The 18,889-nt window shown below is 63.8% G+C and carries 16 protein-coding genes and 1 tRNA gene; 6 read left to right on the plus strand and 11 right to left on the minus strand.

Annotation, left to right across the window (positions count from 1 at the left end; all coding sequences use genetic code 11):
• Positions 1-227: 227 nt before the first annotated feature.
• The 5 genes from IE116_RS18790 to IE116_RS18810 all read right to left on the minus strand — a co-directional run bounded on the left by IE116_RS18790 (position 228) and on the right by IE116_RS18810 (position 6,704).
• Positions 228-1,397 carry a ribonucleotide-diphosphate reductase subunit beta gene (locus IE116_RS18790; RefSeq protein WP_179588868.1) on the minus strand — a complete coding sequence of 390 codons (1,170 nt, stop codon included), beginning with the start codon at positions 1,395-1,397 and terminating at the stop codon, positions 228-230.
• 30 nt (positions 1,398-1,427) lie between these two features.
• Positions 1,428-4,331, minus strand: coding sequence for a ribonucleoside-diphosphate reductase subunit alpha (locus tag IE116_RS18795; protein ID WP_189614813.1), 2,904 nt, complete (start codon positions 4,329-4,331; stop codon positions 1,428-1,430).
• Between the two features lie 477 nt (positions 4,332-4,808).
• Complete coding sequence (gene ampD, locus IE116_RS18800; protein WP_229828545.1) at positions 4,809-5,483, minus strand: 1,6-anhydro-N-acetylmuramyl-L-alanine amidase AmpD; 675 nt, start codon at positions 5,481-5,483, stop codon at positions 4,809-4,811.
• A complete protein-coding gene (locus tag IE116_RS18805; protein ID WP_189614814.1) occupies positions 5,483-5,764 on the minus strand; it encodes a PP0621 family protein in 282 nt (93 codons plus the stop codon). The genes ampD and IE116_RS18805 overlap by 1 nt, the downstream gene beginning before the upstream one ends.
• A gap of 88 nt (positions 5,765-5,852) precedes the next feature.
• Entirely contained in the window at positions 5,853-6,704 is an 852-nt protein-coding gene (locus IE116_RS18810) for a cytochrome C assembly family protein (RefSeq protein ID WP_189614815.1), read from the minus strand.
• A gap of 24 nt (positions 6,705-6,728) precedes the next feature.
• On the opposite strand from IE116_RS18810, the gene ffh reads away from it, so the two are divergent.
• Positions 6,729-8,147: a signal recognition particle protein gene (gene ffh / locus IE116_RS18815; RefSeq protein ID WP_189614816.1), complete on the plus strand. Its 1,419-nt coding sequence runs from the start codon at positions 6,729-6,731 to the stop codon at positions 8,145-8,147.
• A 108-nt stretch (positions 8,148-8,255) separates the two neighbouring features.
• Positions 8,256-9,428: an aldo/keto reductase gene (locus tag IE116_RS18820; RefSeq protein ID WP_308428260.1), complete on the plus strand. Its 1,173-nt coding sequence runs from the start codon at positions 8,256-8,258 to the stop codon at positions 9,426-9,428.
• Positions 9,429-9,585: 157 nt separating this feature from the next.
• Here the strand turns inward: IE116_RS18820 and IE116_RS18825 are convergent, their stop codons facing one another.
• Positions 9,586-11,328 carry a proline--tRNA ligase gene (locus IE116_RS18825; protein WP_189614817.1) on the minus strand — a complete coding sequence of 581 codons (1,743 nt, stop codon included), beginning with the start codon at positions 11,326-11,328 and terminating at the stop codon, positions 9,586-9,588.
• A gap of 84 nt (positions 11,329-11,412) precedes the next feature.
• Between IE116_RS18825 and IE116_RS18830 the strand changes: the two genes are divergently transcribed.
• Both IE116_RS18830 and IE116_RS18835 read left to right on the plus strand, forming a co-directional pair.
• Positions 11,413-11,988 (plus strand): RNA pyrophosphohydrolase, encoded by a 576-nt coding sequence (locus IE116_RS18830; protein ID WP_179588875.1) that lies wholly within the window; start codon positions 11,413-11,415, stop codon positions 11,986-11,988.
• A complete protein-coding gene (locus tag IE116_RS18835; RefSeq protein WP_189614818.1) occupies positions 11,985-12,632 on the plus strand; it encodes a CNP1-like family protein in 648 nt (215 codons plus the stop codon). The genes IE116_RS18830 and IE116_RS18835 overlap by 4 nt, the downstream gene beginning before the upstream one ends.
• 64 nt (positions 12,633-12,696) lie before the next feature.
• Here IE116_RS18835 and proB read toward each other — a convergent pair whose 3' ends face one another.
• The 4 genes from proB to rplU all read right to left on the minus strand — a co-directional run bounded on the left by proB (position 12,697) and on the right by rplU (position 15,965).
• Positions 12,697-13,821 (minus strand): glutamate 5-kinase, encoded by a 1,125-nt coding sequence (gene proB, locus IE116_RS18840; RefSeq protein WP_189614819.1) that lies wholly within the window; start codon positions 13,819-13,821, stop codon positions 12,697-12,699.
• 18 nt (positions 13,822-13,839) lie between these two features.
• The gene (gene obgE / locus IE116_RS18845; protein ID WP_189614820.1) at positions 13,840-15,108 is read right to left on the minus strand and encodes a GTPase ObgE; all 1,269 of its coding nucleotides are present in this window, start codon (positions 15,106-15,108) and stop codon (positions 13,840-13,842) included.
• 219 nt (positions 15,109-15,327) lie between these two features.
• Positions 15,328-15,585 (minus strand): 50S ribosomal protein L27, encoded by a 258-nt coding sequence (gene rpmA / locus IE116_RS18850; protein ID WP_189614821.1) that lies wholly within the window; start codon positions 15,583-15,585, stop codon positions 15,328-15,330.
• 68 nt (positions 15,586-15,653) lie between these two features.
• On the minus strand, positions 15,654-15,965 hold the full coding sequence (gene rplU / locus IE116_RS18855; RefSeq protein ID WP_179589713.1) for a 50S ribosomal protein L21: 312 nt from the start codon (positions 15,963-15,965) through the stop codon (positions 15,654-15,656).
• Positions 15,966-16,458: 493 nt separating this feature from the next.
• On the opposite strand from rplU, the gene ispB reads away from it, so the two are divergent.
• Entirely contained in the window at positions 16,459-17,424 is a 966-nt protein-coding gene (gene ispB / locus IE116_RS18860; RefSeq protein ID WP_189614822.1) for an octaprenyl diphosphate synthase, read from the plus strand.
• A 102-nt stretch (positions 17,425-17,526) separates the two neighbouring features.
• Positions 17,527-17,603, plus strand: a tRNA-Pro gene (locus tag IE116_RS18865).
• A 154-nt stretch (positions 17,604-17,757) separates the two neighbouring features.
• Here the strand turns inward: IE116_RS18865 and IE116_RS18870 are convergent.
• Positions 17,758-18,804: an AI-2E family transporter gene (locus IE116_RS18870; RefSeq protein WP_189614823.1), complete on the minus strand. Its 1,047-nt coding sequence runs from the start codon at positions 18,802-18,804 to the stop codon at positions 17,758-17,760.
• Positions 18,805-18,889: the final 85 nt, after the last annotated feature.

An 18,889-nucleotide genomic window follows, 5' to 3' on the forward strand; every position in this document is an offset into this window, starting at 1 on the left:
CCCGTATGCCGAATGGCGCCTTGTGTCCCGGCTGTTGCCGCAAGCCGATTGGCCTGCCGCGTCGAGGTTCGATGGTGCGCGGGGTGCGGGGGCAAGGTGCCTCTCCCGCTCGCGTCTGACGCATCGAGCTTCGCAGCTCGGGCGCACAAGGCGCCGTATCTCGCATGGCGCACGAAGCGCCGTCTTCCATCAACGGTGCACGTCGCACCGTTGCCGCAATCGTGCGATCAATCCCAGTTCAGCGCACCACCGGTCTGGTACTCGATCACTCGCGTTTCGAAGAAGTTGCGTTCCTTCTTCAGGTCGATCATTTCCGCCATCCACGGGAAGGGATTTTCTTCCTGCGCAAACAACGGTTCGATCCCGATCTGCTGGCACCGGCGATTTGCAATGAAGCGCAAATACGACTTGAACATCGGTGCATTCAGACCCAACACGCCACGCGGCATCGTGTCTTCGGCGTAAGCGTATTCCAGATCGACGGCTTTGCGGAAGAGTGCACGGATTTCTTCACGAAATTCTGGTGTCCAAAGGTGAGGATTTTCCAGTTTGATCGTGTTGATGAGGTCGATGCCGAAGTTGCAGTGCATGGATTCATCGCGAAGGATGTACATGTACTGCTCGGCCGCGCCGGTCATCTTGTTCTGACGGCCCAGTGCAAGGATCTGCGTGAAGCCGACATAGAAGAACAGGCCTTCCATCAGGCATGCGAAAACGATCAGCGACTTGAGCAGTGTCTGGTCGGCTTCGGGCGTGCCGGTCTTGAAGTGCGGATCGGCGATCGCGTCGATGAACGGGATCAGGAACTGATCCTTGGCGCGGATCGACGGCACTTCGTTATACGCGTTGAAGATCTCGGACTCATCGAGGTCCAGGCTTTCAACGATGTACTGATACGCGTGCGTGTGGATCGCTTCTTCAAAGGCCTGGCGCAGCAGGAACTGGCGGCATTCAGGCGCCGTGATGTGGCGATACGTGCCTAGCACAATGTTGTTCGCGGCGAGCGAGTCGGCCGTGACGAAGAAGCCCAGGTTGCGCTTGACGATGCGGCGCTCGTCTTCGGTCAGCCCGGTGGGGTTCTTCCACAGCGCGATGTCGCGCGACATGTTGATTTCTTGCGGCATCCAATGGTTCGCGCACGTGGCCAGGTATTTTTCCCATGCCCACTTGTACTTGAACGGTACCAACTGATTGACGTCGGTCTCGCCATTGATGATGCGTTTGTCGGCCACGTTCACACGGTGGGCGGCAGGGGCCTCGGCGGCCGGGTTCGCAACGGCAGGCACGGCAAGCGCGCCATCGTCAAACGAACTGTCGACAGGCCGGGGCGCCCCCGCAGCGGGGCGTGCGCCACGTGCGGGGGTAGGGGTTGCGACGTCTTCGTCCCAGGACAGCATGTCATTCACTCCAAATTCTTGTGTTGCGGTTTACTGGCAGGCTTCGCACTCTTCGAAGCCAGGGTCGCCTGGCCGCATCGTGCATGCCGCGCCGAGGATCTCGGCTTCGGGCAGGCCCGGCTGACCCGACGCTGCGGAGTTCGCCGCCGACGACGCATTGGCAACGGCATTGAGTTCGCCGCCCCGGCCCGTCGACTTCTCGGCGCTGGTCGCGCCCATCGTGCGCAGGTAATAGGTGGTCTTCAGACCCCGTTGCCATGCCAGCTTGTAGGTTTCGTCCAGCTTCTTGCCAGACGCGCCAGCCATATAGATGTTCAGCGATTGCGACTGGTCGATCCACTTCTGGCGGCGCGATGCGCATTCCACCAGCCAGCTCGGTTCGACTTCGAACGCGGTGGCGTACAGCTGGCGCATTTCGGCCGGCACGCGGTCGATCTTGGCCAGACTGCCGTCGAAATACTTCAGGTCGGCGACCATGACTTCGTCCCACAGTCCGAGCTTCTTCAGATCGCGGACCAGGTAATCGTTGACGATGGTGAATTCACCCGACAGGTTCGACTTCACGTACAGGTTCTGATAGGTCGGTTCGATGCACGCGGATACGCCAATGATATTGGAAATCGTGGCGGTGGGCGCAATGGCCACGCAGTTCGAATTGCGCATGCCATGGGCCTTGATGCGTGTTCGCAACGCGTCCCAGTCCAGCGTCTCGCTGTCGTCGACATCGACATAACCGCCGCGTGCGTCACGCAGCAGCTGCACCGAGTCTTTCGGCAGGATGCCCTGATCCCACAGCGAGCCCTTGAACGACTGGTAGGCGCCGCGCTCTTCGGCCAGACGGGTCGAGGCCAGGTAGGCGTAGTAGCAGACCGCTTCCATCGACGTGTCGGCAAAGCTGACGGCGTCTTGCGAGGCGTACGGCACGCGCATGATGTGCAGCGAATCCTGGAAGCCCATGATGCCCAGGCCGACCGGACGATGACGCGCGTTCGAATTGCGGGCCTTGTCGACAGCGTAGTAGTTGATGTCGATCACGTTGTCGAGCATGCGCATCGCGATGTCGATGGTGCGCTTGAGCTTGTCGTGGTCGAGCGTGACCTTGCCATCGGCGTCGGTCGTCAGGTGCGCGACCAGGTTCACGGAACCCAGGTTGCACACGGCGATTTCGGACTCGTTGGTGTTCAGCGTGATTTCGGTGCACAGGTTCGAGCTGTGGACGACGCCGACGTGCTGCTGCGGCGACCGGATGTTGCAAGGATCCTTGAACGTGATCCACGGGTGGCCGGTTTCGAACAGCATCGACAGCATCTTGCGCCACAGATTGAGCGCGGGCATCTTCTTGAACAGCTTCAGTTCGCCGGTCTGCGTCTTGTTTTCGTAGCCCAGGTACGCGGCTTCGAAGTCCTTGCCGACCAGGTCGTGCAGGTCAGGCGTGTCCGACGGCGAAAACAGCGTCCAGTCCGCGCCTTCCATCACACGCTTCATGAACAGGTCGGGAATCCAGTTCGCGGTGTTCATGTCGTGCGTGCGGCGGCGTTCGTCGCCCGTGTTCTTGCGCAGTTCCAGGAATTCTTCGATGTCCAGGTGCCACGTTTCCAGGTAGGTGCAGACCGCGCCCTTGCGCTTGCCGCCCTGGTTGACCGCGACGGCCGTATCGTTGACGACCTTCAGGAACGGGACCACGCCCTGGCTTTCGCCATTGGTGCCCTTGATGTGGCTGCGCAGCGCGCGGACCGGGGTCCAGTCATTGCCCAGGCCGCCGGCGTACTTGGCCAGCAGGGCGTTTTCCTTGATGGCGTCGTAGATGCCTTCCAGGTTGTCGGCGACCGTGGTCAGGTAGCACGACGACAGTTGCGAATGCAGCGTGCCCGAGTTGAACAGGGTCGGGGTCGAGCTCATGAAGTCGAACGACGACAGGATGTTGTAGAACTCGATCGCGCGGGTCTCGCGGTCCTTTTCAGCGATCGCCAGGCCCATCGCGACGCGCATGAAGAAGGCCTGCGGCAGTTCCAGGCGCTTGCCTTCGATATGCAGGAAGTAGCGGTCGTACAGGGTCTGCAGGCCCAGATAGGTGAACTGCAGGTCGCGCTTGTCGTCCAGCGCCTTGCCGATGCGGTCCAGGTCGAATGTGGCCAGTTCCGGATTCAGCAGGCCGCCTTCGATGCCGCGGGCGATGAAGGTCGGGAAGTATTCGGCATACCGTTCGGCCATGGCCGACTGCTCGACTTCTTCGCTCAGCACTTCCTTGCGGATCGTGTGCAGCAGCAGACGCGCCGTCACGGTGCTGTACGCCGGGTCCTTTTCGAGCTGCGAACGGGCGGCCAGGATTGCCGACTTGAAAATCTCGTCGACGGGCACGCCGTCATACAGGTTCTTGACCGTTTCCTTGAAGATGCCGTCGACCGACACGAATTCGGTCAGGCCGACGCACGCGGCTTCGATCACCGAATGCAGATGGGCCGGGTCCAGCGGCACGCGGCGGCCGTTGTCGGTCACATGCAGGGTGGGCTGGCTGGCGTCGGTGTGCATCAAGGCGCGCTGCTGGGCGCGCTTTTCACGGTACAGCACGTAGGCGCGGGCCACGTCGTGTTCACCCGAGCGCATCAGCGCGAGTTCGACCTGGTCCTGGATGTCTTCGATGTGGACGGTGCCGCCGCTGGGCTGGCGGCGCACGAGGGCATTCACCACCTGGCCGGTCAGCTGCTCGACCAGCTCGCGCACACGCGCGGAAGCGGCGCCCTGGCCGCCATTGACGGCGAGAAAGGCTTTGGTGAGCGCGACGGAGATCTTGCCGGGTTCGAAACTGACCACGCTGCCGTTGCGACGGATGATCTTGTGATCGTTATAGACCGCCTTGGATTCGGCAGCCGGCGCGGCTTGCTTGGTGGCGGGCGGCACGGCGACCGGTTGGGCCGATGGCGTGGATAGTTGCATGGTGGCTCCTCGAAGACTGTGAGCAGGGAAGGTCGATGCTCAAGATCGGGTTATGAGATAAGGCTGGACAGGTACTGACGCCGATGTCGAAGGCCTTGCAGTAAAGCGAAAGGCCTAAGCGCGGGGCGATAGGCCTTTCCGACAAACGGGTCGAATGGGGTACGGCTTGGGGTGCTGCTGGGGTGCTGCTATCACTTGCGAAAATTGGCTCGTAAACACTAGATGCAGTGGTGTCTCGAAGCGATTGCACTAAGTGTAGTGGTGCGAGGTGCCCTTGATCAAGCGCTGCAAACCTGTTATCGGAGGTCGAAAGCGGCTTGCGGCTACGCAAAATACCGGGGTCACCTCCTCCAAACGCATGAACTGCGCCGGTTTGTGGCGAGCGTCGATTATTGACAAGGGATTCCAGCCAAAAAGCGCTGGAGAGGCCCATTCCGCAACGATCCCGACCGGCCTGCAGGCATCCGAAAAAAATTTTCAGCCGGGCAATTGACGCAGCGCCCAATCGGCTTCTGTGGCAAAACGCCGCCAATCGAAGGCCGGACCGGGGTCCGTCTTGCGCCCTGGGGCGATATGTTCGTGCCCCCGTACCGCCCATAGCGGGTAGCGCGTGCGCAGCGCCGGCGTCAGCCAGGCCAGCGACCGGTACTGCGCGGCGGTGTAGGGCAGGGTGTCGGTGCCTTCCAGCTCGATCCCGATCGAAAAGTCATTGCACCGGTCCCGTCCGCGAAACGACGAGGCGCCCGCATGCCAGGCGCGCCGGTCAGTGCTCACATACTGCACGATGACGCCATCCCGGCCGATCACGAAGTGCGCCGAGACCCGCAGCGGCCGCAGGCGGTCGAACCAGGGGTGCGCCGTGTAATCCAGGGTGTTGGTGAACAGCCCGTGCACGTAGGGGCCGCCGAATTCGCCCGGGGGCAGGCTGATGTTGTGCAGCACCAGCAAGGACACCTGCGTGCCGGCCGGGCGGGCGTCGCTGTTGGGCGAGGGCGCATGGCGGACGGCCGGATGGATGATCCAGCCGTGGCGGTCCAGGATGGCCGGCGCGGCCACCACTGGCCCCAGCGGATCGGACTGCGACACCGCCACGCCGCCATCGGGCGGCGCCATCGTGCCGCCAGCATCCCGCTGCGCCACCGTGCCGCTCATCAGGACTTCGGGCCGCGCAGCGAGTGCGCAAGGCCACAATAGTTATAGCCTTTGCGCCGCACGGCCTCGTCGGTCGGCAGCTGGATGCCGCAGTGGGCGCAGCGCACCATGAGCTCGGTGCCGGTGCCCGGGGCGGCCTTGGCGCCTGGCCGGGTGCCCGGCGGATGCTCATGCCGCGACGACGGCGTCGGGCGGGCGCCCCGGGCGGCTTTTTGCGCCAGGAGCCGCGCAACCACCAGCGCCACCAGGATGATCACGATCCAGAAAAGAAGCTTGCTCATAGGGGTCGATAAAGGAAGGATGCGAGTGCAGGAAAGGGGGCGAGGGCAAGGACACGGCGCGCCGAGCGGCGTCCGGACCATCGTCAGCTTAGCGGTGAAGGATGACTTCCAGCACGAAACGGCTGCCGGTATAGGCAAGAAGCAACAACGCAAAGCCCGTCAGGGTCCAGCGCAGCGCGATCCGGCCGCGCCAGCCCCACACCTGGCGGCCCAGCAGCAGCAGGCCGAACGTGAGCCAGGACAGCAAAGTAAAGACGGTCTTGTGGTCGAAGGGCAGCGGTTTGCCCGACAACGCTTCCGAAATGATGATGCCGGTCATGACGGCCAGGGTCAGCAGCACGAACCCCACCCAGATCAGGCGGAACAGCAGGCGTTCGAGCATCAGCAGCGGCGGCATGGCGTCGAACAGGCGCGCCAGCACCTGGCCCGTGCGGGTGGCGGGCACGGCGGCGTCGGTCGACAGTTCATGCAGCCGCCGGTCGGCCGACGCCATCAACAGCGCGTGCAGCGCCGCGATCGTGATCATGGCGTACGCCGACAGCGATATCGCCAGGTGTACCCGCAGCCAGCCGCTGTCGGCATGCGCGATCACGCGGCCATCGGGGAAGAGCAGCACCAGCACGGTGGCGATCGCGCCGATCGGCATCAGCCACAGGCGCAGGCCGTCAATCGCGATCCACAGGCTTTCGCCCCAGAATACGACCAGGCCCATCCACAAGGCCGCCGATACGCCCAGCGCGAATCCCAGGCGCAAGTCGCCGTCGCCCAGCATGCCTTGTTGCACGGCGATGCCGTGGACGAGCAGCACCAGCGCCAGGCCGATACGCTCGGCCCCGCCCGCCCGGGCTTCGGGGTGCGAGGAAACGGCGCGCCAGGCGACTACCGACAAAACGGCGTAACCGACTGCGGCCAGTGCGTGCAATACAATTCCCATATCCATATGGAAGTGTAAGCGAACCCAGTCATGCTTGATAACCTCACCAACCGCCTGTCGCGCGTCGTCAAGACGCTGCGCGGCGAAGCCCGACTGACCGAGGCCAATACCCAGGACATGCTGCGCGAAGTGCGCCTGGCACTGCTCGAGGCGGACGTCTCGCTGCCGGTCGTGCGCGAATTCGTGTCACGCGTCAAAGAAAAGGCGCTGGGCGAGGAAGTCGCCAACAGCCTGACGCCGGGCCAGGCCCTGGTGGGCGTGGTCCACAAGGAATTGACGTCCCTGATGGGCGGCGACCTGGGCCCCCATGCCAGCGAGCTGTCGCTGGCGCAGCAGCCCCCCGCGGTCATCCTGATGGCCGGCCTGCAGGGCTCGGGCAAGACCACCACCACCGGCAAGCTGGCCCGCTGGCTGGCCGAAGGCGGCCACAGCCAGAACGGCCACAAGTCGGGCAAAAAGAAGGTGCTGGTGGTCAGTGCCGACGTGTACCGTCCGGCCGCCATCGAACAGCTCAAGACCGTCGCGGCCCAGGCTGGGGTCGATTTCATGCCGTCGTCGGCCGACCAGAAGCCGGAAGACATCGCCCGCAATGCGCTGGACTTTGCCAAGCGCCATCACCACGACGTGCTGATTGTCGATACGGCCGGCCGCCTGGGCATCGACGAAGCCATGATGCAGGAAATCCGTGCGCTGCACGCCCTGCTCAAGCCGATCGAAACCCTGTTCGTGGTCGACGCCATGCTGGGTCAGGATGCCGTCAACGTTGCCAAGGCCTTCAATGAAGCGCTGCCGCTGACCGGCGTGGTGCTGACCAAGCTGGACGGCGATGCCCGCGGCGGCGCGGCGCTGTCGGTGCGCCATGTCACGGGCAAGCCGCTCAAGTTCGTGGGCGTGTCCGAAAAGCTGGCCGGCCTGGAGCCGTTTCATCCGGAACGGATGGCCCAGCGCGTGCTGGGCATGGGCGACATCCTGTCGCTTGTCGAAGAAGCGCAAAAGGCCATCAACGTCGACGAGGCGCAGAAGCTCGCCGCGAAGATGAAGGCCGGCGACAAGTTCGATCTGAACGACTTCCGCGCGCAGATCGCGCAGATGAAGAACATGGGCGACATGAGTTCGCTGCTTGAAAAGCTGCCGGCGCAGTTTTCGCAGGCGGCGTCGCAGGTCGACAGCAAGCAGGCCTCGCGCCAGATCCGCCGCATGGAAGGCATTCTGAACTCCATGACCGAAATGGAACGGGCCAAGCCGGAACTGCTCAAGGCCTCGCGCAAGCGGCGCATTGCGGCCGGCTCGGGCGTGCCGGTGCAGGAAATCAACCGCATGCTGTCGCAGTTCGAGCAGATGCAGTCGATGATGAAGCAGATGAAGAAGGGCGGCATGGCCAAGATGATGCGGGCCATGGGCGGCATGAAAGCATTGAAGGGCATGAAAGGCCTGCCCGGCATGAAGTGATGAGGTGGAGGGCGGCGTGACCCGGCTGCGGCTCCGGCTGCAGCTGGATGCCGGGCCGCTCCTGGCGGCTGGCGTCAGGCGGCCACGCATCTTCGACAAGGAGGCACGATGAAGCGAACCACGCGGCAACGCGACCCCGATACGCGGATGACCCGCGCCGATTTCCTGCGCTTTGGCGTCGCCAGCGCGGGTGCGGCGGTGGCCGGATCGCTCGGCCTGGCTCCCGGGATGGCGCGCGCGTCGGCCGCTTCAGACGCCGCAGCTCGCGCCCTGAACGCCGCGACAGCGGTGCAGTCTGGCCGCGTCGATCCGCCGCCGCTGGCCAAGACGCCGTCGGTGGGCGCCAATCCGGCGACCGGCACCACGCCGTCGCCACCCCCGTCACCGGAACAGGCGGCCGGCGCATCGGCCGATGCCACCGGCGGCTCGGCCGCAAGGGGTCCCATGCATCAGCGTCGCATTCCTTCGAGCGGCGACCCCTTGCCGGTGATTGGCGTGGGCACCTGGCGCACGTTCGACGTGGGTGACCGGCCGCAAGATCGCGCGCCGCTGACCGAGGTGCTCGAGGTGCTCTTCGCGGCGGGCGGTTCGGTCATCGACAGCTCGCCCATGTATGGCGCGTCCGAAAAAGTGACCGGCGACGTGCTGGCCCTCATGGACGGCTTCACGAACGAGGCGCACGGCCGGGCCTTCCTGGCGACCAAGGTGTGGACGCAGGGCCGCGACGCAGGCATTGCGCAGATGCGCGAGTCGATGCGCCTGCTGCGCGACGACAAGCTCGAACTGATGCAGATCCACAATCTGGTGGACTGGAAAACGCACTTGCCCACGCTGCGCGCGTGGAAGGCCGAAGGACGCATCCGCTATCTGGGGGTGACGCATTACACGGCCAGCGCCCATGCGCAGCTTGAGGCCGTGATCAAGGCGGAACAGCTCGACTTCGTGCAGCTGAACTACGCGCTGGATGATCGCGCGGCTGCCCAGCGGCTGCTGCCCCTGGCGGCGGATCGTGGTGTTGCCGTCATCGTGAACCAGCCATTTGGCGGCGGTGGTCTGTTGCGGTCCTTGAGCAACCAGGCCTTGCCGTCGTGGGCGGGCGAGATCGGCTGCACGTCGTGGGCCCAGCTGCTGCTCAAGTTCGTGCTGGCGCATCCGGCCGTCACGTGCGCGATCCCCGGCACGGGCAAGGCGGACCACATGCGCGACAACGTGCAGGCGGGGGTGGGGCTGTACCCCGACAAGGATATGCAGGCGCGGATGATCGCGTTGCTGGGGAAGTAGGCGAAGCGGGGGCAGGGCCGCAAGCAGGGGGCGGCTGCAACGCGCCGCACACGGCAAGGCCTGGACAAAAGGCCCCGCAATACAAAAGGGAGACGCCGTAAAGCGTCTCCCTTTTTCATGCGCCGACCAGGACGAATCGTCCGTCCCGGCCTGCCACTTACACCGCGCCGGCCAGCTTCGCCAGGGTTTCTTCCAGCGCGCGCGCCACTTCGACCTTGGCCGAGGCGCTGTCGCGGCGGCCCTGCAGTTCGATCACGCCATCTTTCAGGCTGCGATCGCCCACGGTCACCCGCACCGGCACGCCGATCAGTTCCCAGTCGGCGAACATGACGCCGGGCCGCTCGTCACGGTCGTCCAGCAGCACGTCCACGCCCTGCGCCTGCAGTTGCTCGTACAGACGCGTCGCTTCGTTGCGCACGGCTTCGCTCTTGCCCCAGCCGACCGGGCAGATCACGACTTCGAACGGCGCCAGCGCACGCGGCCACATGATGCCTTTGGCATCGTGGTTCTGTTCGATGGCGGCGCCCAGCAGGCGGGTCACGCCGATGCCATAGCAGCCCATTTCGAGCAGGGCCGGCTTGCCGGTTTCGTCCAGGTAGGTCGCCTTCAGGGCCGCCGAGTACTTGGTGCCCAGGTAGAACACGTGACCCACTTCAATGCCGCGCTGGATGGCCAGCACGCCATTGCCGTCGGGCGACGGATCGCCCGCCACCACGTTGCGCAGGTCGGCCACCAGCGCCGGCTCGGGCAGGTCACGGCCCCAGTTGGCGCCGGTGTAGTGGAAGTCGGCCTCATTGGCGCCGCAGACGAAATCGGTCATGTTCGCGACGGTACGGTCGACGATCGTGCGAACCGGCTTGGCCGTGCCGATCGGCCCGATAAAGCCCGGGCGGCAGCCAAAGTGCGCGACGATTTCGTCGTCCGACGCAAACCGGAAGCCGCGCTTCAGGCCTTCGATCTTGCCGGCCTTGATCTCGTTCAGGTCGTGGTCGGCGCGCAGCAGCAGGGCCCAGATCTCGACCGGCTGGCCGGCGGTTTCCGGCTCGACGGCGACGGCCAGGGTCTTGACCTGTTGCAACAGCGGCAGCTTGAGCATCTCGGCGACGGCTTCGCACTTGCCTGCGCCAGGCGTCGACACCTTGGTCAGCGGCTGGGCCGGGGCGGCGCGTTCCGCGATCAGGCAAGGCGCTTCGGCCAGCTCGATGTTGGCTGCATACTGCGTGTCGGGGTTGTAAACCAGCAGGTCTTCGCCGGTGTCGGCAATCACCTGGAATTCATGGCTGCGCGACCCGCCGATGGAACCCGTATCCGCCGCCACCGCGCGGAAGGTCAGGCCCATGCGCTCGAAAATGCGCATGTACGCCGCATACATCACGTCGTAGCTCTTTTGTGCCGAGGCCTCGTCACGATCGAAGGAATACGCGTCCTTCATGGTGAATTCGCGGCCACGCATCACGCCAAAGCGCGGACGACGCTCGTCGCGGAACTTGGTCTGGATGTGGAAGAAGTTCTTGGGCAGCTGGCGCCAGCTGTGGATCTCGTTGCGCGCGATGTCGGTAATGACTTCTTCGGACGTCGGCTGCAGCACGAAATCACGGCCATGCCGGTCCTTGATGCGCAGCAGTTCCGGACCGTAGAGTTCCCAACGGCCGGTTTCCTGCCAGAGCTCGGCCGGCTGCACCAGGGGCATCAGCAATTCGAGCGCGCCGGCGCGCTGCATTTCGTCGCGGATGATGCCTTCGACCTTGCGGATCACACGCAGGCCCAGGGGCATGTAGTTGTAGATGCCGCCCGCCAACTTGCGGATCATGCCTGCGCGGGTCATCAATTGATGACTGGCGATTTCGGCTTCGGCCGGCGCTTCCTTGAGCGTGCTGATATGGAACTGCGATGCGCGCATTGCGTTGCTCACGAGAGTAAATGTGGGTTCGGCCCCCTCGGGCCTATAATCGACTCAATTGTATGAGAATCGCTGGGGTGGCTCATGCTTGACCGCGAAGGTTACCGTCCCAACGTCGGCATCATCCTCGTGAATCAACGTAACGAGGTCTTTTGGGGCAAGCGAATCAACGAACACTCCTGGCAGTTTCCGCAGGGGGGCATCAAGCACGGCGAAAGCCCTGCGCAAGCCATGTTCCGCGAGCTCTATGAAGAAGTGGGCTTGAAGCCCGAGCATGTCCGTATCTTGGGAAGAACGCGAGACTGGTTACGCTATAACGTGCCCGATCATTTCGTCAGACGCGAATGGAGAGGGCACTACAAAGGGCAAAAACAGATCTGGTTCCTGCTGCGAATGCTGGGCCGGGACTGTGATGTCTGCCTGCGCGCGTCCACGCATCCGGAATTCGATGCCTGGCGCTGGAGCGATTACTGGGTCCCGTTGGACGCCGTCATCGAATTCAAGCGCGACGTGTACACGCTGGCGTTGAACGAGCTGTCGCTCGTGCTGTTTCGCCGCAGCCACGAAACGCGCTATCTGCGCCAGCACGTGGGCACGCATCGCCGCACGCAAACCGAAGAACAACCGCTGCTGAAAAGCGGCGCGCCGGAAATCGAATGATGCTTTTGAAAGCTGGGACACCTGCGCCTGCCGCGGTGAGTACTCCTGACCCCATGCCGGGCCGAACCTGGCTGCGGCGCGCGGTCATGGCCGGGGTCGCCGTCGGCCTGGTGGCCGGATTGGCAGCCTGCGGCGCGCCGCGTCCGCCAGGTACGTATCTGCTGGACGACCTGGACGAAGACAAGATGTTGCCCGATGCGGGCTGGGAAGAACTCAAGACCCAGCTGCCGCCCGTGCCGACCCGGACCGATACCTTGCCGATCGAACCGATGTCGGTGCGGCAGAGCCGCACGTTCGAATTCGGTATCGACCCGCGTTCGGTGGGCGTGGCGCCGGGTGGCATCGTGCGCTACACGCTGCTCACGGTCAGCGATCGGGGCGCCGAAACGGCGAGTTACGAGTCGATCCGCTGTCGCAGCAAGGAGTGGCGCGCGGTGGCGACCCTGCGCAAGGGTACGGGCTGGGAACGGCCGTACCAGGAAGCCTGGCGCCTCATCGAGAACGACTCGGTCCAGCAGGTGCTGCGTAACGGGGTCTTTTGCACCGGCGGCGGCCCGGCCGCCCTGCGGCCGCAGGATCTGGTGTATCGCCTGCAGAACTGGACGCGCTACGCGGATGCGACGGCGCCCGAAGCATTCCGCTGATCTCATGCATGCATGCAGGGCAGGCCGTAGCCTGCCCTGCGGCGCGCCGGTTTACTGCCTTGAGTTAACGAACGACCAGATTGTCGCGGTGCATGAGCTCGGGGGCTTCCATGCTCCCAAGGATCGCGGCGATCTGGGTCGACGCCTTGCGCATGATGCGCCGGGTGTCGCTGGCTGAATAGTTGATCAGCCCGCGGGCCAGTTCCTGGCCCGATGCGTCGATGCACGCCACCACATCCCCCCGCTCGAATTCACCTTCCACCGCCGTGACGCCGATCGGCAGCAAGCTTTTGCCGTCGCGGGTCAGCGCCTTGGCGGCGCCTTCGTCCAGGGTGATGCGCCCGCGCAGTTGCAGGTGATCGGCCAGCCATTGCTTGCGTGCCGACAGCATGGGCATCGACGCGCGCAGTTCGGTACCGATGCACTCGCCACCTGCCAGGCGTTCCAGGATGTTCGGCTCGCGGCCTGAGGCAATCACCGTATGCGCGCCACTGCCAGCCGCGCGTTTGGCCGCCAGGATCTTGGTCAGCATGCCGCCACGGCCCAGGCTGCTGCCCGCGCCGCCGGCCATCAGTTCCAGCGACGGATCGCCGGCATTGGCCAGCGAAATGAAGCGGGCGTCGGGCTGCTTGCGGGGGTCGGCCGAGTACAGGCCGGCCTGGTCGGTCAGGATCACCAGGGCGTCGGCTTCGATAAGATTGGTGACCAGCGAGCCAAGCGTGTCGTTGTCGCCAAACTTGATCTCGTCGGTGACGACCGTGTCGTTCTCGTTGATGATGGGCACGACGCCCAGGCGCAGCAGCGTGAACAGGGTCGACCGCGCGTTCAGGTAGCGCCGGCGGTCCGACAGGTCGTCATGGGTCAGCAGGATCTGCGCGGTATGGATCCCATGCTGCGCAAAGCTGGTTTCATAGGCTTGCGCCAGGCCCATCTGGCCCACGGCGGCAGCCGCCTGCAATTCGGGAATCTGGGTCGGGCGCTTGTCCCAGCCCAGCCGCAACATGCCTTCGGCAATCGCGCCGCTCGACACCAGCACCACGTCCTTGCCCATCGCGCGCAGTCGCGCGATCTGCGCCGACCACCGGGCCAGGGCCTGGCGATCCAGGCCGCGACCCTCGTCGGTCACAAGGGACGAGCCCACTTTCACTACCAGGCGCTTGGCCTCGGCGATCACTGAAGTCGATGTCATCGGGATGGACCTGACGATTTAACGGAAGCGCGGGTCGTCGCTGCGTTTGACGAAGGCTTCGCCGTCCTGGTCGTCGTGGTCTTCGTTGCGAATGGCGTCGTTGCCGTGCGCGGCACGGCCGGCGTGGTCGTCTGAATCCGCATCGTCGTCAGACCCGGGATACTCGCCTGCATCCACGCCGGCTTGCGCCGCCGAGATGACGGCGTCGTGCTCCGCCCTGGCCGACGCCGCGGACCGGCTGTCGGCAAAGCGCGAGTCCTGATCGAAGGCCTGCTCCGCCAGGCGCTGCTCGTCCAGCCAGTTCTGCAGGGCCCACACCAGTTCCTGGGTGCCGGCGCCGCTCAGCGCCGAGATGCCGAACACCGGGCCATCCCAGCCCAGTTCATAGCAGAACGCTTCCTGCAGGCCCTTCGGGTCGTCGACCATGTCGAGCTTGTTCAGCACCAGCCAGCGGGGCTTGTTGTAGAGCTCTTCGTCGTAGCGGCGCAGTTCTTCGACGATCGCGCGCGCTTCGTGCACGGGATCGACCGACGCATCAAGCGGGGCCACGTCCACCAGGTGCAGCAGCACCCGGGTGCGCGACAGGTGGCGCAGGAACTGATGACCCAGGCCCGCGCCGTCGGACGCGCCTTCGATCAGGCCGGGAATGTCGGCAATCACGAAGCTGCGATCCGTGTCGGTGCGCACCACGCCCAGATTCGGGTGCAGAGTGGTAAAGGGGTAATCGGCGACCTTGGGCCGCGCGTTCGACACCTTGCGGATCAAGGTGGACTTGCCGGCGTTCGGCATGCCCAGCAGGCCGACGTCGGCCAGCACCTTCAGTTCGAGTTTGAGCTTGCGCTGGCCACCTTCGGCACCGAACGTGAACTGGCGCGGAGCGCGGTTCGTGCTCGACTTGAAGTGCAGATTGCCCAGGCCGCCGGCGCCTCCTGCGGCCAGCACGACACGCTGGCCATGGGTCGACAGGTCGAACAGGAATTCACCGGTGTCCGCGTCGTGCACGATGGTGCCGACGGGCATCCGCAGGGTGATGTCCTTGCCGCCCGCGCCGTACCGGTCGGACCCGCTGCCCTGTTCGCCGTTCTGGGCGCGGTGCAGCCGGGCGTACCGGTAGTCGATCAGGGTGTTGATGTTGCGGTCGGCGATCGCGTAGATGGTGCCGCCACGCCCGCCGTCGCCGCCATCGGGGCCGCCAAAGGGAATGAATTTTTCGCGGCGAAAGCTCGCCACGCCGTTGCCGCCCTTGCCGGCAATGACTTCGATGGTGGCTTCGTCGACGAATTTCATGATCTGTACCGCAAATAGGAACCGCCGCTGAAAATCAACGGCAAAACAGCGTCAGACATGGCTGACGCCGGAAACAGGGAGAGCAAAAACCGGGACTGCAAAAACAAAGCCTGCAAAAAACAAAGGCCCTGCCACGCGAGCGACAGGACCCATTGTGCACGACCTAGGCGCCGCAATGCGGAGCAGGCGCAATGGCCTGCCGCGCAGGGCTGACGTCTATCAGGCGGGGACGATCGAGACGAACTGCTTGCGCAGTGCGCCCTTGAACGAGAACGTCACACGGCCTTCGCTCAGTGCGAACAAGGTGTGGTCCTTGCCCATGCCGACGTTCACGCCAGCGTGGAAACGCGTACCGCGTTGACGCACGATGATCGAGCCAGCCGGGATGACTTGACCGCCGTAGGCTTTGACGCCCAGGCGCTTTGATTCTGAGTCGCGGCCGTTCCGTGTAGAACCGCCGCCCTTCTTCTGTGCCATTTTGAACTCCTACTACTCTTAAGATTCTTGCCCGCTACACCGGCAACCGATGGATCATCCAGCCTGAATCAGGCGGTGATGGTGCCGATCTGGATTTCGGTGTAGTTCTGACGGTGGCCCTGACGCTTTTGATAGTGCTTGCGCCGACGCATTTTGAAAATGCGGACCTTGTCATGCCGACCGTGCGCAAGAATCGTTGCCGTAACGACCGCGGTGGTCAGGAGGGGAGCGCCGATCACGATCTGATCGCCTTCACCCACTGCCAACACCTGGTCCAGCGTGATTTCTTGCCCAATGTCTGCCGGTATCTGTTCTATCTTCAATTTTTCACCAGTAGCAACGCGATATTGCTTGCCACCGGTTTTTATGACCGCGTACATGGGATAACCTCTAGCTTCTTTCTTGGGTTGTTTGCAAGGCCGCGGCGGACAACGTCCGGCAGCCATGCTGAGGGTAGTGCTGTGTTGCTGTGCTACTGCATTGCTGTGCTACTGCTTTGCTGACGCGAAGTTTGCCGGGATGCACGCCAAGGGGAGTGCGGGCTGAACTTCATGGTGCGTCGTCTTCGGTGCGCATTCGACAATCTGCGTTCAACAACCTGCGTTTAACGATCTTCATGCGCACGTATTCATCCTTTTGACAGGGTGAACATGCAACTATAGCAAGACTTGTTTCATGGCGTCAACCGGAGCCGTGGCAGGCACGCAGCACCGTATAATCCAGGAACGCGCGCCGGGGTTTCCCCGATGTGCCGAACGACTGCAGGGCAACCTGCAGGTCTGCCGCCGACCGGGGTTCTCGGTCATTGATCACTGTCCTGGCCGCCGGTTTCACACTTCACCTTCGGCAGCCAGTTTGCCGCCCGGATTCCCCTTGAGCCTGCCTACGCTGTTTGCCCCGATCGCCGACGACATGAAAGCTGTCGATGCCGTGATCCGCGCGCGTCTCGACTCCGACGTGCCGCTCATCCGCACCATCGCCGACTACATCATCGGCGCGGGCGGCAAGCGGATGCGGCCTGCCTTGCTGCTGCTGATCGCCCGGTCATTGAATTACCAGGGTACCAACCATCACCTGATGGCGGCCGTGGTCGAATTCATTCATACGGCCACCCTGTTGCACGACGACGTCGTCGACGAATCCAGCCTGCGCCGCGGCCGGCCCACCGCCAATGCGGTGTTCGGCAACGCCGCCAGCGTGCTCGTGGGCGACTTCCTGCATTCCCGCTCGTTCCAGATGATGGTCGAGACCGGGTCCGTGCGGGTCATGCAGATCCTGGCCGATGCCACCAACGTGATCGCCGAAGGCGAAGTGCTGCAACTGCTGAACGTGCACGACCCCCTGGTGACCGAAGAGCGTTACTTCCAGGTGGTTCGCTATAAGACAGCGCGTCTGTTCGAAGCATCGTCGCAGCTGGGCGCGGTCCTGGCCGGCGCCACCGCCGAGCAGGAAGCCGCGGCGACCGAGTTCGGACGGCGTATCGGCACGGCATTCCAGCTTATCGACGACGTGCTCGATTACAGCGGCGAGTCCGACGCGCTGGGCAAGAACCTGGGCGACGACCTGCGTGAAGGCAAGCCCACCCTGCCGCTGATCCGCGTCATGAACGTTGGCACGCCATCGCAACAGGCACTGATCCGCGAGGCGATCGAGACCGGCGAAGGCGATTTTGCCGCCGTGGCGGCGGCCATCCGCGAGTCGGATGCCCTGGCGTATACCCGCCAGCGCGCGGTCGAAGAAGCCAATGCGGCGCGGCACGCGCTCGAGGCCTATCCTATTTCCGATTTCAGAAATTCTTTGATAGAATTCTGCGCTTTCGCGGTCAATCGAGATCGCTGAAAAGAAATCCCGTGATCGGGCGCCAATGCAGTAGGTGGTAGTGAAAAGCGGCAGCAGCCAAGTGGCAGCTGCCAGGCGTGCGATCAAAAGTAGCGTTACCGTCGGGGCGTAGCTCAGCCCGGTAGAGTACTGCGTTCGGGACGCAGGAGTCGGAGGTTCGAATCCTCTCGCCCCGACCATTCAATTGAACAGCGGCCAGATCGCGCGCATTTTATGCGCGCTTTTTTGCGTCCAGAGTTTGCCGCTGGCTTCCCCGCACGGCCATTGCCATCTTCGACGGCTGACACTACACGTCAAAGACGATACGGCGAACAATTACGGTGGCCCGCAGCGTCAGGTTGACGCTGTGTCGTCGTCCTCGTGCCTGGTCCCTTCTCCTTGCTTTTCGAGTCCTGCCTTCACGTACAGCTCTTGGACAAGGATCATCACGACGACCATGAGGGGGGTGGCAAGTACGACGCCCGCAATACCGAACAGCATGCCGAAGATCACGACGGCAAGCAGGCCCAACACCGGTGGAAGCTGGACTGCCCACCGCTGAATCTGCGGCATCAGCAGGTTGCCTTCGACTTGCTGAATGCCTAAAAAGAGCAGAGCGACGTAGAGGCCCATGGTCGGACTTTCCGAAAATGCGAGGAGTACGGCAAGAACGCCCGCAATGATCGGACCAAAAAACGGGACGAATGCGAGCAAGCCTGCAATGAGCGCCAGCAGGAAGGCCAGCGGCATCCCAAGCGCCCACAGGCCGATGGCCGTCATGGCTCCTACCGCCGCCATCGAGCAGAACTGGCCTAGCAGCCACCTGTGCAGTCCCTGACCCGCCGCGTCGAGGCCACGGGCCGCATTCCCACGCACGTCCACGGGAAAGAGGCGGATCAGGCCTTTCCGATAGACCGCTGGGTCGGCAGCGAGGAACACACCGGCAATCACGATCAACCCCACGGTCGACAGACCCCCGAGCGCGCCCGACGCATACCCGGCAACCCGTTTCCACGGCACGTTGGCGTCGGCCACCGTATCGCGAACGCCGGAATACGCGTCCCCGAATGGCGATTCCTCGACGACAGCGGCCAACTTCGACACAGCGTCGGGCAACTCCTTTTGTAGTGCGCGAGCCTGGTCGGCCACCGCCGCACCTGCAAACCATGCAACGGCGCCCAGGATGGCGATGATGGTGATGACAACGAAGCTGAGCGATACCCTGCGGGACCAGCCCCACTTCTGCACAAGTGGACGCTGGAGTGCGTCCAACGTCGCGGCGGCAAGCACGATGCCGAATACGAGAATAAATACATCGCGTACTTGCCAGGCCAGAAAAAACAGTGCGGCGAGACAGAGAACGACGAACGTTTGGCGGGCCAGTGTCCCGGATTCACGCATGAGGCCTCCAGATGGCAAGTTGTACGCAGTGGCAGCCGTTGGGCGTGCATGCCGTCAGGATAACGGAATGCATCTGCGTCTTGCC

The sequence above is a fragment of the Pigmentiphaga litoralis genome (assembly GCF_014651835.1).
In the GTDB taxonomy this organism is placed as follows: Bacteria; Pseudomonadota; Gammaproteobacteria; order Burkholderiales; family Burkholderiaceae_B; genus Pigmentiphaga; species Pigmentiphaga litoralis.